General features: G+C 53.3%; 16 protein-coding genes. 2 read left to right on the top strand and 14 right to left on the bottom strand.

Annotated features, from left to right (window positions below):
• The 5 genes from Q8N00_07865 to Q8N00_07845 form a co-directional block, all read right to left on the bottom strand.
• Nucleotides 1-2,325 carry an AAA family ATPase gene (locus Q8N00_07865; GenBank protein MDP2382708.1) on the bottom strand — a complete coding sequence of 775 codons (2,325 nt, stop codon included), beginning with the start codon at nucleotides 2,323-2,325 and terminating at the stop codon, nucleotides 1-3.
• On the bottom strand, nucleotides 2,325-3,632 hold the full coding sequence (locus Q8N00_07860) for a hypothetical protein (GenBank protein MDP2382707.1): 1,308 nt from the start codon (nucleotides 3,630-3,632) through the stop codon (nucleotides 2,325-2,327). Before Q8N00_07860 ends, Q8N00_07865 begins: the two co-directional genes overlap by 1 nt.
• Before the next feature lie 13 nt (nucleotides 3,633-3,645).
• Nucleotides 3,646-4,281, bottom strand: a complete 636-nt coding sequence (locus tag Q8N00_07855; protein ID MDP2382706.1) for a polysaccharide biosynthesis/export family protein — start codon at nucleotides 4,279-4,281, stop codon at nucleotides 3,646-3,648.
• A gap of 17 nt (nucleotides 4,282-4,298) precedes the next feature.
• Nucleotides 4,299-4,952: a polysaccharide biosynthesis/export family protein gene (locus tag Q8N00_07850; GenBank protein MDP2382705.1), complete on the bottom strand. Its 654-nt coding sequence runs from the start codon at nucleotides 4,950-4,952 to the stop codon at nucleotides 4,299-4,301.
• Nucleotides 4,953-5,036: 84 nt separating this feature from the next.
• A complete protein-coding gene (locus Q8N00_07845) occupies nucleotides 5,037-5,384 on the bottom strand; it encodes a PilZ domain-containing protein (protein MDP2382704.1) in 348 nt (115 codons plus the stop codon).
• Between the two features lie 352 nt (nucleotides 5,385-5,736).
• On the opposite strand from Q8N00_07845, the gene Q8N00_07840 reads away from it, so the two are divergent.
• Nucleotides 5,737-6,345 (top strand): LuxR C-terminal-related transcriptional regulator, encoded by a 609-nt coding sequence (locus Q8N00_07840; GenBank protein MDP2382703.1) that lies wholly within the window; start codon nucleotides 5,737-5,739, stop codon nucleotides 6,343-6,345.
• Between the two features lie 188 nt (nucleotides 6,346-6,533).
• Nucleotides 6,534-7,022 (top strand): hypothetical protein, encoded by a 489-nt coding sequence (locus Q8N00_07835; GenBank protein MDP2382702.1) that lies wholly within the window; start codon nucleotides 6,534-6,536, stop codon nucleotides 7,020-7,022.
• Nucleotides 7,023-7,072: 50 nt separating this feature from the next.
• Here Q8N00_07835 and glgA read toward each other — a convergent pair whose 3' ends face one another.
• The 9 genes from glgA to gatB form a co-directional block, all read right to left on the bottom strand.
• Nucleotides 7,073-8,536, bottom strand: coding sequence for a glycogen synthase GlgA (gene glgA, locus Q8N00_07830; GenBank protein MDP2382701.1), 1,464 nt, complete (start codon nucleotides 8,534-8,536; stop codon nucleotides 7,073-7,075).
• Nucleotides 8,537-8,587: 51 nt separating this feature from the next.
• Nucleotides 8,588-9,109, bottom strand: a complete 522-nt coding sequence (locus tag Q8N00_07825) for a hypothetical protein (protein ID MDP2382700.1) — start codon at nucleotides 9,107-9,109, stop codon at nucleotides 8,588-8,590.
• Nucleotides 9,106-9,462 carry a DUF971 domain-containing protein gene (locus tag Q8N00_07820; protein MDP2382699.1) on the bottom strand — a complete coding sequence of 119 codons (357 nt, stop codon included), beginning with the start codon at nucleotides 9,460-9,462 and terminating at the stop codon, nucleotides 9,106-9,108. The genes Q8N00_07825 and Q8N00_07820 overlap by 4 nt, the downstream gene beginning before the upstream one ends.
• Before the next feature lie 40 nt (nucleotides 9,463-9,502).
• Nucleotides 9,503-10,255, bottom strand: a complete 753-nt coding sequence (gene recO / locus Q8N00_07815; protein ID MDP2382698.1) for a DNA repair protein RecO — start codon at nucleotides 10,253-10,255, stop codon at nucleotides 9,503-9,505.
• A gap of 61 nt (nucleotides 10,256-10,316) precedes the next feature.
• Nucleotides 10,317-11,741 (bottom strand): magnesium transporter, encoded by a 1,425-nt coding sequence (gene mgtE / locus Q8N00_07810; GenBank protein MDP2382697.1) that lies wholly within the window; start codon nucleotides 11,739-11,741, stop codon nucleotides 10,317-10,319.
• A gap of 46 nt (nucleotides 11,742-11,787) precedes the next feature.
• The gene (gene era, locus Q8N00_07805; GenBank protein MDP2382696.1) at nucleotides 11,788-12,672 is read right to left on the bottom strand and encodes a GTPase Era; all 885 of its coding nucleotides are present in this window, start codon (nucleotides 12,670-12,672) and stop codon (nucleotides 11,788-11,790) included.
• Nucleotides 12,673-12,676: 4 nt separating this feature from the next.
• The gene (locus tag Q8N00_07800; protein MDP2382695.1) at nucleotides 12,677-13,030 is read right to left on the bottom strand and encodes a septum formation initiator family protein; all 354 of its coding nucleotides are present in this window, start codon (nucleotides 13,028-13,030) and stop codon (nucleotides 12,677-12,679) included.
• 16 nt (nucleotides 13,031-13,046) lie between these two features.
• Nucleotides 13,047-14,330 carry a phosphopyruvate hydratase gene (gene eno, locus Q8N00_07795; GenBank protein MDP2382694.1) on the bottom strand — a complete coding sequence of 428 codons (1,284 nt, stop codon included), beginning with the start codon at nucleotides 14,328-14,330 and terminating at the stop codon, nucleotides 13,047-13,049.
• Between the two features lie 161 nt (nucleotides 14,331-14,491).
• A complete protein-coding gene (gene gatB / locus Q8N00_07790; GenBank protein MDP2382693.1) occupies nucleotides 14,492-15,922 on the bottom strand; it encodes an Asp-tRNA(Asn)/Glu-tRNA(Gln) amidotransferase subunit GatB in 1,431 nt (476 codons plus the stop codon).
• Nucleotides 15,923-15,924 lie beyond the last annotated feature (2 nt).

Genomic DNA, 15,924 nt, shown 5'->3' with positions numbered 1-15,924 from the left:
CTACTTTCCTTCGACATACCGAGCGCCAACTGGGTCATCATAATGGCATTGATAGGAGGGAATACTCATCGATTCAACGCCGGCAAGAATAATCCCAACCTGACATTGTGGACGTAAAGATTTCATCGCTTTCTCTACCACATCACGGCTCGTCTTTCCCGCCTGAATCACAAATACCATCACATCAGCCATGCGTGACAGAAAGTTGAGATCTGCCAATGGGAATACGGGCGGAGCATCAAGAATGATTTGGTCAAACCGAGGGCGCATCTCGTCGAGCAATTGCTCGAGTTGGCGAACCTTCGATAACTCGATGACTTTTTCACTCCGAGTCCCTGCGGGTAACACCCACAATGGAATATCTCCCATCTTATGAAGACATTCATCAATCGTATGGGTGCCTGCCCAATAATCAGCTAATCCAGGACCGGAAGGCATTGCTAAATACTTGCTTACCGCAGGTCGCTTAAGATCACAATCAATGATCAGAGTCTTCTTGTCCAATCCCTGCGCAAACACATGGCTAAGATTGATGGCCGTGGAACTTTTTCCCTCTCCCATCAGAGAGCTTGTAATTAGAGCAACCGAATGCTGCTGCCCCGTCGACATAAGCGCCAGCCGCGTCGCAGCGACTCGATACTGTTCCGCAATCATGGAGTTTGGCCACCACTTGGAAATAAGATTCCATGAGGCATCGTCCTGAGCAGACGCTCCTTTTACTAGTGCCGTCGAGCCAGACCCATTTTGGCCTTTTCTCCCATAAGAAAGCTGGAGAGCTTTTCTATTCTTCTCGTCTTGGGTGAGTGGAGTAGAAAGTGCCGGAGAAACCGGCAGGCTCCACTTGGCACCAGGCAATGTACTAAAGGAAGGAATTCCAGCGAGTATGGGGAGCCCTAAAAAGCTTTCCGCTTCCTCCGGGCGTCTAAATGATGGCCGCAGTAAGTCAATCCCAAACGCAGCCCCAAAGCCAATCCCACAGCCAACAAACAGGCCTCCGAGAAGAATGAAAAGGCGATTAGGTGATTCAGGTGTGGCAGGAAGATTGGCTGGATCAAGAACGCGAAACTGCTCCCCTTTTTGCCGTTTCTCCAAATTCTCTGCCAGCCGGGCGTTCAGACTCTTGTCGAGCAGCGACTGATAGTTCTTCTGCATATTGTCATAGTCGCGAATCAAAATCATGAGTTCCTGCTCTCGAGCAGGAACCCGTTCTACTCGTCCCTCATATTGCTTAACCTGCTCGATCAGACGGCGAAGCCGTTCCTTCAAAACTTCAAGCTCATTCTTCGCTTCATCTCGCTGCCTCATCTGGTCACGAAGCACCGGATCTATCAACTTAGCCGACCCTGCTTTAACTTCATCTTTCGAGACGCCATACTTGAGAGCCAGTTGATCCTTTACCGCTTCAATCTCCTGACGAGCCTGCACAATGTCAGGATACGTCTGGCGATACTCAGCTGAAAGCGTGGTCAGTGTACGCTCCAGCTCTGAAAGTCGTGAGATCAGGGGGTCGCCGACACGCCCTTGATTCGTGGATATTGACTCCGTTGCCCCTTGAGTTCTCGCACCACTGACTGCCTCATTGACCTGTTTCTCAAGAATGCCAACTCTGTTCATAGCCGTCTGAATATTTTCACGCGTCGAGTTCACGTCCATTTGTAGACGGTCTAAACTCCTGAGATTCGCCTCCATCTGCTGAGGCAGTTCCCCCATAAACTTACGCTTAAACTCACTGATCGACCGCTCCTGATCTTCAAGCTTAGCCTCGGCTAAACGCAGTTCTTGTGCAAGAAAGCTAGAGGTCCCCTCCAGAAGCTGCTCGCGAAACTTCAAGTTTTGCTCAATAAACTGTTCGGCAAATCTCTCGGTTACTTTCATGGCAGTGAGCGCGTCTTCGTTAGCAAACGAAATGGAAAATGCTTCAATTGTATTTCGCCCCTTTACATGTCCTGTTTCGGCTGTATTCACCCTAATGCTTTTCCGCATGCCGCTTACGATAGACTCTCGCTCTTCAGGGGATGTATCCGGACGAAAAAAATTAAAGTCCTCGGCAATCTTGGTTAGCAATGATCGACTCATGACAATTTGCTGAATGGAATTAATTCGACCTTCAATCGTACCTTCGACCCCTGATTTTACATAACTCTCCGGGATCTTCTGGCTTTCGACAAGAATTGTTGTTGTCGAACGAAAGCTTTTCGGCAGGATAACGCACAAGACAGTCGCAATAGCCATTGCGACTGTAACAACTGAAAGAATCAACCATTTCCGGCGACGGACTAAACCGATATAGTCATGAATGCCAAGTTCGGTAGACGAGTTCATCATTAATTCCATTCTGCAGTGAGCGTAAGCGTAACCGTCTGACGACTCAACTGATTCTCAGAGCCCACCTGACCAAAAGTAAAATGATTGTACGTTGCGCTCGCACTAGCAATTAGCCCAGGGTAGAAAGTGTAATTCAGAAAGGCCCGCTCACCGAAAGACTTAAATTGAAGGTTTCCACTCCCCGCCCCAAGAGAGCGGCTAGACGCATAGTCTGACTGAGCGCCTACCGTCCACTGACTAGTTAAAATTCTCGAAAGAGTTAGGGTCACCCCATCTGTCCTAATGGCAGACCCAGCAAAAAAGAAGCCAGGGAAAATGTCTCTGTAGAATGAAACTCCCGCGGCTGTTCTCGTGTCACTCCACGTCAAACTTGTGTGCAGCGTCCATTGCGGTTGTCCGGGGAGACTAGACAAGATCGAAGCACCAGGGGACACTTCCATCCTCAGCTCTCGAGAAATTGAATTCTTCCATGTTGCCATGGCACTGTTAACAGACACCATCGCTGATGGACCACCGGTATTTGGGGCGAATGCCATCTGCTGATACTGATAGGATCCTCCAATTGAATCAGAAGGATTGAGCTGATGCTCCACCCCTGTCAAGAGCGTGTGAACATCCGAGTTAAACAAACCACCGACAGCACCAGAAACTGGCTGATCGTTGAAAAATCTGATCATCTGATATGAGTAGGACGCCCTAACCTGATCCAATGGATTGAGGGCATACGTGCTCAGCACATTTGTGGCATTCGTAAGAGTATTATTTCTGAAGGCTTGAATGCCATTGATGAAACTATTCACAGGCGCTTCTGGCGTAATAAAGGCCTGCGACCTAGGGCTATAGGACACTGCATCACTGACTCTAAGCCCCAAACCGCGAACCACCTTTCCCACCGCATTGTCCAAAACAGCAGTGAGTGCCGCATTAGCCCCAATGTAATTCAATCCAGGATTGCGTACATACACCTCAGAGACAAGACCTCCGCGAAAAGTCCCATCAACCATATCGTCCCTATAATTAAGCCGCGCACCAGCCGTGACATTCGTCACAAAGTCCTGCATTTTATTCGTCGGGGTAAACAAGACATTGTCATCAAACCGCTCAGAGATAGTTACAAACGGAATCACCGGAGCGGGAGATCCCGCCGAAGGTGCGCTCACTGGAGCAATCGGTCGGCGGAAAGCGTCCTGTGAAGTCCCTGAGGTCTGCTCACTTCCATCACTTCTTGTTTGCGCCGACACCGTATTTGTCAACGCCAAAAGAAAGACGACCACGGCGACGACCAGCAAGCGCGACAGGGGGACCATGGATGCAAAGACCTTAGGGCACAACAATGGTATCCCCTGTCAAAAGCCTGAAATTTCCGACCTCCCCTTTTCCCATTACCAAATCATCATAGCGAACAGGAATGCGTACATGCCGTTCATCCACTGCTCCAGTACGAATGGTCCGCATAACTGCCATTCGATTCTTCGAAGCATATTGAGTGAACCCTCCGGCTAACGACACTGCCTGCAGAACCGTGGTATAAGATTTCAGCGGATACTTTCCTGGATGTACGAATTCCCCCACAACATAAATATAGTAACTATTAATTTCCTTCACGCTGACAGATACGGACGGGTTTTCTTTGTATTCTGATAATCGCTTAGATATCTTTTCACTCACTCCCGATGCTGTCAGACCGCTTGCTTGCACATCTCCAATTAGAGGGAGAGAAATCATTCCATCTGGCCGTACCACTACCGTACGAGACAAATCCTGATTTCTCCACACCATTACCTCCACAACATCTTCAGGTCCGAGGAGGAAATCCTTCGGGAGAGGCCGACTGACTTCGTCTAACGCTTCTTTAGGGATTCCCACACAAGCAACCACAAGCAGGAGCGAAACTCCCACCATCACACACACGCAAAGAGTCTTTCTCATCAAATCAATGCACATAGCAGATATCATTCCGCCCCTCCTGCACATCATGGCACGAGCACCATTGTCTCTGACGGCACAACAATTTGATCACCCGGTTTCAACTCAATATTTTGATTCGACCCATCTCTCAACACGATGTCATCATAGCTTGCCTTTATCTTAATTTGGCTCGCGCCATCCTTGGCAAAGCGAAACACGACGATCTTATTTCTCGCTGCTGTAGCTGTAAAACCTCCGGAAACTGTGACGGCCTGTAACAAGGTAGTCTTACTCTTCAGCGGAAACTTTCCCGGGTGTGCCACTTCTCCGAGCACATAAATCGCGTAGCTATTCACTTCTTTCACAAGAATGGACACCTGGGGGTTTTCCTTATATTCCTTTAACTTACCAGAAATATCCTCAGCCAATTGCACCGTCGTTTTACCCACAGCAGATACATCACCGATAAGCGGAAGAGAAATTTTCCCATCGGGACGTACGGTCACCGTTTTTGAAAGGTCGACGTTCCGCCATACCGTAACTTCTAATACGTCTTCCGGTCCGAGGATATAATCGGTCGTCACAATCAGTGACGCCTTCTCATGTGCCGACTCCTGGAGTGGGTTACTTGCGGACGGCTTCGATTGTGCCAATGCCGTTGCCGCTGTCATCGCCAGGATAATACCCATAATCGCAATACTACGTATCATCATATTCATCACTGCCCTCATGTAGTGAATCGACACTATCATACTGCGCATACAGTGTGGTCTCCGCCCCTCGAGCTCACATTGCAATCTCGCCTAGAACATAAACTTGAGACCGACGAAATAGGGACCCACTCCACTATTTTTACCAAACGGTAACTTCCTCGTCCACCGCACTTCTGCGAGTGTCGGAGTCTCTGCCGCAGTGATAGGTGTCGGCACATAGACCTTCATCACCTGTTCGATCGCTGGGGCTTGATCCATCAAAATGAGCATACCTCCGCTGCTAATATTGACCGACAGCGCTTTCCCCCTGTGAGCAACCGCCAGCGGATCGTTCACCGGGGCTGTCATCTCGTAGGGGATAGGACGCAAGAGCGCCGCTCGATCGTGGTGTTTCTGGAAATCCGTCGCGATTGGCCATTCCCACTCATTCTGTCCCACTGTATCCCCCCTACGAAATTAATTGCTGCAAAGATCTTCACACCAACACCGAGTCCAGCCCCGCGAGAAAAGAGCCTTGCCCGTCGTGCTCTTTCTACTGACAACGCCGGATGCCCTCATGGTTTATCCGAACGCCTTGACTCTGTAGGGAGAGTATAGAAAGGCATCGAGTGAGGGACAATACCGACGATGTAGGACTCGCTTCTCCAAAGGTGGGTGTTGACTCCCCCTAAAGGGTTAGGTACTATTTCCACTCTATAGTTACGTTCTCGATGTCTACGTGCTACCTTAACAGAAAGCATTGGATTGTCTAGCATTGTTCTTGAAATAACCGCGAAAGTATCCCTCCTCCATGAGTGATTCCTCACTGCCCGTAGACCCGACAGACACTCTTGCCGATCAACGGGCAGGCGCAGGGATTGTTGTCCTCTCGGCGTCCATGCAACTCCTACATATGAATCGGCAAGCCTCGGAACTATCAAAACAAATCAATGCAGCCGAACATGGTGGAGGGAGCCTGAAGTCTGCCCATGGAGTCTTGCCTACGGCCCTGACAGAACTCTGCGGGGAAATTATCAAGGCGCTCCATGTTCGCACTGAGGCAAAGGACTGGGAACAATTCGAAATCAAACGTGTTGCAGGCAATCCTGAACAACCCATCCTGTTGCGGGGATTTGGCCTCCCTGATCGCGGTGGGGTCCAATATGCGAGACTCGTGGTCACATTAGAGGAGTTGGCGAGGCGACAACAGCTCAATACCGATCAAGCCAAGGAAAAGTTTCAATTGACCAATCGCGAGCAATCCGTCATTGAGCACCTGGCAAAGGGCTGGACGAATAAAGAAATCGCGAATGCGCTTCAGATTACTGAGCAGACAGTGAAAGAACACATCAAACACATCATGAGAAAAACGAACTCCACGACCAGGACAGGTATCCTCGTTCATATCTTTAACTCATAATCTGCCACAGTAACCTGCAACTAAAATCACACAGTGCGCTTTCTTCAACACATACGAACATTTCGAGCATGGCATTTTATTAAATAAAATCATTACCTTACATTGTTAGTTTTTGGCCTATCGATTGCATTGCTCCGATACCAGAAGGTTGAGAGCAACTCAATAGCAGGACAATCATCAGGGGTAGCATGAAAACGACTCAGCTCATACTCATAAGCCTCTTAATCGTAGTAGCCGGCTGTCAGACTGGCCAACCGGTAAAAACAGCCGTCATCGATAACGGAAGCTTCATGAGCCTTTGGGGCACCTACTCCCGTTGCCAAACCGGCACCGGCATCGACCAATTGAGAGAGGATGCGCTCGCATTAACAAGCGCGGCGAACCATTCGCTAGCTCAGGAATCTTTCGTTCTTCCCCTACCAGTGAAACTTGAGAAGTTGGTCTCGACCCCTGCGGCCAGATTTGCGGTAGATGTAAAAGCAATGGCTGCAGCCTGCTCTTTACGGGCCGGCTCTGCTGCCATGGAGGCAGGAAAGCTTGATGTCGCCAAAGACCTTCTCAGGACTGTCCTGAGCTACCAGCCCCAAACTGAGTATGCCTACTACACCCTGCAGGCGAAGACCTTGCTTTCTGAGCTTGAGACGAACATCGTTGAGGTTACACTCAACCTTCCCTAGTCGATTCACTCGCGGTGCTAGCTATTCTCCCCTACGCCCCAGCGGAGGCCCTATTTAACCAGCGACACAAACAGGTGATCGTAGGCGTTCGCCGAACGAGCCCAGGACACATCCGTGCTCATCCCTGCCTTAACTAAATGCTCCCACATCGATCGATCCTGATACATCGCCACAGTTCGACTCAATACTGACAGAAGAGCGCTTGCCGTATCCTCTTCAACGTGAAACCCTGTTGCCTGCCCAGCCTGCTGAGCCTGGACGGTCAATGGCACGACCGTATCTGCCAACCCACCCGTCTTTCTCACAACAGGAACAGTTCCGTAACGGAGACTATAGAGCTGACTCAATCCGCAAGGCTCATAGCGTGAAGGCATCACAAATACATCTGCCCCACCTTCGATGCGATGCGCAAGACCTTCATCAAAGCCAAGACGAAGTCCCATGCGACGCGGATAGCGCACCTGAAGCGCCTGAAATATAGCTTCCAGCTCCGGCTCGCCTGTTCCCAAGACCACCAATTGCAAATCCATCGCCATTAATTGTGGAATGATGGCCGCCACAAGATCTAGCCCCTTCTGCGACGTCAGCCGTGCAATCACGCCAAGCAACGGAACCGATGTTTCAGGAAGATGGAACTCTTGTTGGAGCGCCTTTTTACAGAGCAACTTCCCCGAGCGATCGGTCACTGAGTAATTTGCTGGAAGGTAGGGATCAGTTTCTGGGTTCCATCGATCGATGTCGATCCCGTTCAAGATGCCCAAGAGTTGGTCCGCACGGTTGTGCAATACACCCTCCAGCCCAAAGCCACATTCGGGCGTGAGAATTTCTCGCGCATAGGTCGGGCTCACAGTCGTCACAAAATCGGCAAAGACGATTCCCCCCTTGAGCAAATTCACGGAACCGTAGTACTCAAGCCCCGCAGGCGTAAACAGCAACTGCGGTAGCCCGGTTTTCTCGAATTGCACTCCAGGGAACACCCCTTGATACCCTACATTGTGGAGCGTCAGTACAGTGCACACACCCTGAATCTCCGGCCGGTCTTGCCCCATGGTCTTGAGGTAGACTGCACACAACGCCGATTGCCAATCGTGCAGATGGAGGAGATGGGTCTTCCATTGGTTCACAATGTGCTGATAGGCGATCACCTCAATCGTTACGCGGCAGAAAAATGCAAACCGGTCGAGATTATCCTGATAATCAGCGCCGCGATCTCCGTACAACCCGGGCCGATCAAAGAAGGCCTCGTTTCGGACTGTCCATACACGGACGTGGCGACCTTCGCTACCGACGGAAATGACATCTTCTTCGATCAGCGTGTCGACAGGCCCCTGAGGAGTCGGCACTTGGAGGCGACAGACCGGACGGAAGGATCGCCCTGACTCATTCAGGCAACGATAGTGGGGGAGTAAGAGGATGACGTCATGCCCGAGCTTTGCCAACTCAAGAGGCAACGCGCCAGCGACATCAGCAAGCCCGCCGGTCTTGGCATAGGGAACCGCTTCTGAGGAAACCATGAGGAGATTCAATGGATACTTGGTCACGGGAGGCCCACAGGACACAGATATTTATGGAGCAGTTGGCACTTCAAATCTGGAGCGAAACTTATCTTCATGCTGCCAACTACGACCCAAGGTATGGAGCTGCGCCGCGGTCAGCGCTTCGCGATAAACAAGCCGTTCCTCAAGAAACACCACCAGCCACCCGCGATCGGGATAAGCTAGAAACAGCGCATCGCCGGCTTCAATATCAACCTCCCACCCTCGTGGCGGTTCTCCACTCGCCAATCTCGACCGTGGCATAAGCGAATCATCATTCATACCGAAGAACTGCATGAACTCAGCATGCTGATACGTCGGTGCGCCCCATGCCCCGACAAACGCGCGCGGGGTCAACTGATGGAGCACCAACTCGTTCTCTCGCACATGGCGCTCTTGTTCTTCCAACGACGGCATCCCGCTGCAGCCAAATGCCGATCCAAGAGCGACCACCAACGCCACCACGGCCCAGTTCGAGAGTCTCAGACCATTGAGGTTCAGGAACCGAGGAACACCACAAGAAGTGGCATTGATACCAGTATAGTCTCTCACAGCAGACGTCGGCTCCTCGGTTCACTCGGCTTCACAGGCTGACAGATATCGCACTGGCACAGCCGCCGAAGGAGGGCATAGGAGTAAATCCCTGTGTCGTGACCGTCGCTCCACGTAAATTGCAGCGCATACCGTCCGACCGGCTGCACATCCTGCAACATGATGACGATGGGGACATCGTCCGGCTGCAAACGGCGGACTCCAGACCACTCGTCGACACAAGCGGCACAGGGACATTGCTGGCGGAGATACCGAACGGGGTAGACAGCCTTGTGCCCGTCGCTCCATTCGATGCCCAACACACCCTTCTCGACCCAGGCCATGTCTTTCGGTTCACACAAGACCTCTGTCATGACAGGCAACTCCCTTTCACAATGAATCAGCGGGTCAAGTTCATGACGGATACGACAAGAAATTCACGGGAGGCAGTTGTCTCCCTGCCACGACTGTAACATAGCCTTCGACCGCTCGCTCCACCTCATACCTGACTTGCCCTGCGGCCCTCAAGCGATCGACCATTGCAGGTGCAAGTCGCAACGCCTGATGCAGAAAAGCCAAACTCCCTCGCGAGAGCGGCAAACAGCGGAAGGTCTGTCGTGCAGCACAAACTACGCACACCAGGCCCCCTGAGAGAGGCGAGAACTGAGGTTCTCCCACTAACCGGCCCTTTCCGCACGCCGTGCAATGATTGGTCTCAGGACGAAATCCAATAAGGCCCAGCAGACGAATCTGAAACAATAGCGCGGTCAACGCCGGATCCTGGCTCGCAACTAAGGCGCGCAGCCCCTGCTCGAGTGTCTCGAAGAGCGGCAGATCAGGATCCCCATCCGGTGTCACAGCACTGACCACATTGACCATCCTGGCGGCAGCGGTCATGAGCGTCAGGTCTTCTCGAAATCTCATGAACGGCTCTACGAGATCGACTTGAGAAATTCGAAAGAGAGAATCACCGGACTTTTCGAACAGGTTCAGATGGCAGATAGTGAGCGGCTCTAGCGATGCGCCGAGCCGGCTCTTCATCCGACGAGCCCCCCGCGCCACCCCGCGAACCTTCCCCATCTCCTTGGTATAGAACGTCACGATCCGATCTGCATCGCCCCACTTCCGACTATTCAGCGTGATGGCCGCCGTCTTGATCAGCGGCATAGGGATGACACCCGTTGCGATAAAAAACCAGCCTGGCGGCAAGACCGCATGGTCAGTCCCATTAGCGAAGGTGTTCCATAAACATCGTGGCTAGAGAGAGATAGATGGTAATGCCCGTGATGTCATTCGCTGTCGTCACAAATGGTCCGGCCGCCACGGCAGGATCCACCCCCATACGCTTCAACAGAATCGGCATGAACGTCGCCATACTCGTCGAGACCATGAACGCGATAATCAGCGACACGCCGACGACCATACCCAGAAATGCCTGATGCCAAATCCACCCCACGATCGTCAGCATCACGCCGCAGGCGAGTCCCATCAAGAGTCCAACCTTGATTTCCCTGATAAATACGGTGCGCACATCCGTCAGCGCGATCAGCCCGGTTGCCAATCCACGAATGATGAGGGTCGAGGACTGGAGTCCGACGTTTCCACCCATGGCGGCGATGACCGGAATAAAACTGACGATGGCCACCACTTCCTGAATCGTATACCTGAACTCCCACAGAATTGCCCCAGAAAATAGACTGCCGACCAGATTCGTAAAGAGCCACGGGAGCCTATGTTTCGCAGATGCGAAGCTGGAAGACTTTGAGACCGAATCCTCCTCGATCGCGCCGGCCATCTTCAGCATGTCTTCGGTTGCTTCTTCCCGGATCACGTCCACGACGTCGTCGACCGTGATAATGCCAACCAATGTATTGTCTTTGTCGATGACTGGGATCGCGAGCAAGTTATAACTCGCCACCTGGCGGGCGACTTCCTCCTGGTCCATGTCGACCGTCACACTGATCACGTCACGTGTGGCAATGTTTTTCAGCGGCGTCGTGGGAGGAACCGTCAACAACTGTCGCAGCGAAAGCACGCCGACCAAATGCTCATCTTTGTCGGTCACGTAAATATAAAACACCATCTCCGCGTCCGTCGCCAGCTGGAGACGGCGGATGGCATCTTGTGCCGTGGCATCTTCCGGGAGTGCGAAAAACTCCGTCGTCATGATGCCGCCGGCCGTATCCTTCGGATACTTCAGCAGGTCGGCGACTTCCGTGGAGTCCTCCGTCCGCATGAGCGAAAGAATCTCGGTGGCTCGTTCCTCCGGCAACACACCGAGGATGTAGGCCACGTCGTCAGGACCAAGATCTTTAATCAGCCAGGCGATATCCGAATGCAGAAGGTCTGCCAGCACTTGATTGATGCTGTCGCTGTCGAGTTCGCTCAGGACTTGGCCGCGCTTCGACTCGCCCCGCACCAGTTCAAATACTTCCCGCTTTTCTTTGGGCGACGACAGATGCAGAATGACCTTGGCCACGTCGGCCTGGTGCATCCGGCCCAGCATTTTCGCAAGATTGGTGATCGCGCCACGCCGCAACAGCCGTTGCACCGACAACAACACGATGTCGGACTTGGTCCGCCCCCGATCAGCCTGGTCACGCAACGCGTCGCGGAGGAGATCTTTATCCCCCGAGCGAGAACGCGGATCCACTGGACTCGATTCTGTGATACGTTCCGTCGGCAACATCTCGATCCTGCTAGTAGCCTAATTCGGTGAGGGCATGCTCATCTTCTCGCCATGCCTCCCGCACTTTCACCCACACCTGCAGAAACACTTTCATCCCGAAAATTTGCTCCATCTCACGCCGCGCATCCGTCCCGACCGACTTGAGCCGCTCTCCATGTTTCCCGATCAAGATCGCCTTATGAGAGTCTCGCTCGACCAGCACCGTGACACTAATACGCGCCAGCTTCCCCTCCTCAACAAACTCGTCGACCTCCACAGCAACGGAGTAGGGCACTTCTTCGTAGGTCTGATGCAGAATTTTTTCGCGAACGATTTCAGCCGCCAGCGTCCGCATGGACTGATCCGTCACGGTCTCCGCATCATAGGCCGCATCCCCTTCTGAAAGATGGGCCACGGTCACCGACAACAATCGATCGACATTATCGCCAGTTTCAGCCGATACCGGCACCACGTCCGTCCATGCATATAATCTGGCGTAGTTCTCCATGACCGGCAACAGCTTCAGCTTATTGACCAGATCCACCTTGTTCAGCACCAAGATCACCGGGCGAGGACGCTTCCTGATCGCCCCTTTCACATGATCGATCACCAAGAGATCGCCGGGACCAGGCGAACTTGTCGTGTCCATCAACACGTACAAGATATCGGCCTCCTCCAGCGTGTCGACCGTGGTGCGAACCATGCGCCGATTGAGCAGATGTTGCGGCTTGTGCAAGCCCGGCGTATCGAGTAGCGCAATCTGCGCACCCGGCGCATGCACGACCCCAAGAATTCTGGTTCTCGTCGTTTGCGGCTTATCCGAGACAATCGCCACCTTCTGCTGGAGCAATTGATTCAGCAAGGTCGACTTGCCGACGTTCGGTCGTCCAATGATCGCGACTGTGCCAAACTTCATGGTGTTACGGGCGTGGCCGCTCCTGTGATGGTGCTGGAACCAATTGATACACGGTTTCACCTTTGCGAACGTAGCCGAGCTGTTCTCGCGCCAATTGTTCGATCTTCGAGGAGTCGTGCTCCAGACGATCAATCTCTCCTCGAAGCGTGCGGGCCGTCCGCTGCAACTCCTGAAGGTCCGAGTCCAACTGCTGGGCATGCTCACGCATAGACAAATAGCGCGGCAGCCCCATGTCACCGAACACCAGGGCAACCAGCAACAGCAGACAAGCGGCGCCTCCGACATACTGCGCGCCCGTCATCATGCGACGTTGCCAATCGAGCCACTGCCGTCCACGGTTCTGCTTAATAATCATCATCGTATACGCAGCATCCCTATCGCCCCGGCACCGCCTCACGCCCCCGATAGACAGCGTTGGAGCCAAGCTCTTCCTCGATCCTGAGCAACTGATTGTATTTCGCGACCCGGTCCGTTCGCGACAGCGACCCGGTCTTAATGAGCCCGCAATTGGTCGCAACCGCCACGTCCGCAATCGTCGTATCCTCTGTCTCCCCCGATCGATGCGAGATGATCGCCGTGTAACCTGACCGTTTCGCCAGCTCAATCGCCTCCAACGTTTCCGTCAACGTGCCGATCTGGTTGAGCTTGATCAGAATAGAGTTCGCGATCCCTTCCTTGATCCCCTTGGCAAAAATTTCCACATTGGTCACGAAAATATCGTCCCCGACCAATTGGACCTTCTTGCCCAACTTCTCCGTCATCATCTTCCAGCCCTTCCAATCCAACTCGCTCAACCCATCTTCGATGGAAAGAATCGGATAACGATCCACGAGCTTTCCGTAGTACAGGACCATCTCCTCGGAGGAGCGCTCAGGATTTTTTTCAGCTTCAAGGAGGTACCGCCCCTTCTCGTAGAGTTCACTGGCGGCACAATCCAATGCGAGAGCGATGTCCCGTCCTGGTTTGTAGCCGGCCGCCTCGATGGCCTGCATGATCAGGCTCAGCGCCTCTTCATTCGATTGGAGATCCGGGGCAAACCCGCCCTCGTCACCGACGGCCGTGTTCAAGCCTTTTTTCTTCAGCAACGACTTGAGGGTATGAAATACCTCGGTCGCCATCCGAAACGCCTCGCTGAAACTCGGCGCCCCCACCGGCATGATCATGAACTCTTGCAAATCCAGCCGATTGTCGGCATGCGCCCCGCCATTAATGATGTTCATGAGCGGCACCGGCAACACGCGCGCATTCGTCCCGCCAAGATATCGGTAAAGCGGCTGGCCTGTTTCGACCGCCGCCGCCTTCGCCACGGCCAGCGATACGCCGAGAATCGCGTTGGCGCCGAGCTTACTTTTGGTTTTCGTACCATCCAGATCGATCATCGCCTGGTCGATACCGACTTGGTCGAACGCTTCCTTCCCTAACAACTCCGGCGCGATCAGCTTGCTGATGTTGGCGACCGCCTTCGAGACGCCTTTTCCCATCCAGCGCTTCTTGTCGCCATCGCGCAATTCGATGGCTTCCTTCTCGCCGGTCGAGGCTCCTGACGGCACCGCCGCCCGCCCACGCGCACCACTCTCCAGCGTGACCTCCGCCTCGATCGTCGGATTCCCTCGTGAATCCAAAATCTGCCGTCCCTTAATCTCTCGAATCGCGCTCATACTCTTCCTCTCAGGCTGCTGAAAAAGACATCCAACTTCGTTCTCGTCTCGACAAAATCCTCAACGTACCACGAAGGTACGCCTCCGGTTTTCTCTCGTCTGCGGCCTCGTTGGCTGCCTTTTTGAGCAGCCTGTCCGCCCACAGTCACACCCTTGCCCCCTCACCCCGCCAACTTCCTTTTGAGTAGCTCGTTCACCATCCCCGGATTCGCCTTGCCGCCACTCGCCTTCATCACCTGACCGACAAGGAATCCCAGCACTTGCTGTTTCCCCTCTTTGAACTGCGCCACTTGCGTCGGATTCTTCGCGAGGACGTCGCCGATGATCTGGTCGAGCGCCCCTTCATCAGATACTTGGATGAGGCCCTTCTCTTGAACGATCTGTTCCGGCGACTTCCCGCTACGATAAACCTCTGGGAAAATTTCGCGTGCGACTTTCAGACTGATCGTCCCCTGCTCGACCAACTGGAGTAACCCGACCAACCGTTCAGGTGATACCGGCGAAGCGCTGGCATCGGTTCCGGAGTTATTCAGTTCTCTGGTCAGCTCACCCATCACCCAATTACTCACCGTCTTAGGCTGATTGAACAACCTCACCGAAGCTTCAAAATAGTCGGCCACCGCCTTCGTTGCGGTCAATTGGCCGGCATCGTACTCGGACAACGTAAACTCGCTGACAAATCGTTGCATTCTCGCTGCGGGCAATTCAGTGACCTGCTTGCGACAACCCTCGATCCATTCTTTATCGAGCTTAAGCGGCACCAGATCGGGATCGGGAAAGTAGCGGTAGTCGTGCGCCTCTTCTTTCGAGCGCATGACCGCTGTCTCGCCGCGCTCGAGATTCCAGAGCCTGGTCTCCTGATTGATTTTCCCGCCCTCGTTCAGCACCTTCGTCTGGCGCTTGATCTCGTATTCAACGGCATCCTTCACGAACTTGAACGAATTGATATTTTTCAGTTCGACCTTCGTTCCGAATTCCTTCTGGCCCAACGGACGGAGCGAGAGGTTCGGCTCGCAGCGGAAACTCCCTTCATCCATATTGCCGTCGCAGACCTCAAGATACATCAACACATCGCGGAGGCCTTTCAAGTACGACACGACTTCATCGGACGACCGCAAGTCCGGTTCCGTCACAATTTCCAACAGCGGTGTCCCCGCCCGATTCAAATCAACGCGACTCCCATTCGAGCCGGCGACATGAACGCTCTTCCCCGCATCTTCTTCCAGATGGGCGCGACGGATACGAACCCGCTTCGGCCCGTCACTCCCTGCAACCTCGATCCAGCCATGCTCGCAAATCGGCGCCTCGTATTGCGAAATCTGATAGCCCTTGGGCAAATCGGGGTAGAAGTAGTTCTTACGTGCAAAGAGATTGCTCGCTGCGATGGTACAATTCAACGCTAAGCCCGCACGGACCGCCATCTCAACTGCCGCCTGGTTAATCACGGGCAAGGTGCCAGGGAGCCCCAAACACAAGGGACAGGTCTGGCTATTGGCCGTGAGCCCGAATATGGTCCCACAACCGCAAAACAGCTTGGACTTCGTCCGTAGCTGCGCATGCACTTCCACCCCGATCACAACTTCGTAGACCATCG

The organism is Nitrospirota bacterium (assembly GCA_030684575.1).
In the GTDB taxonomy this organism is placed as follows: domain Bacteria; phylum Nitrospirota; class Nitrospiria; order Nitrospirales; family Nitrospiraceae; genus Palsa-1315.
The sequence above is the reverse complement of the archived record's forward strand: the minus strand, read 5'-3'. Positions and strand labels throughout refer to the sequence as shown.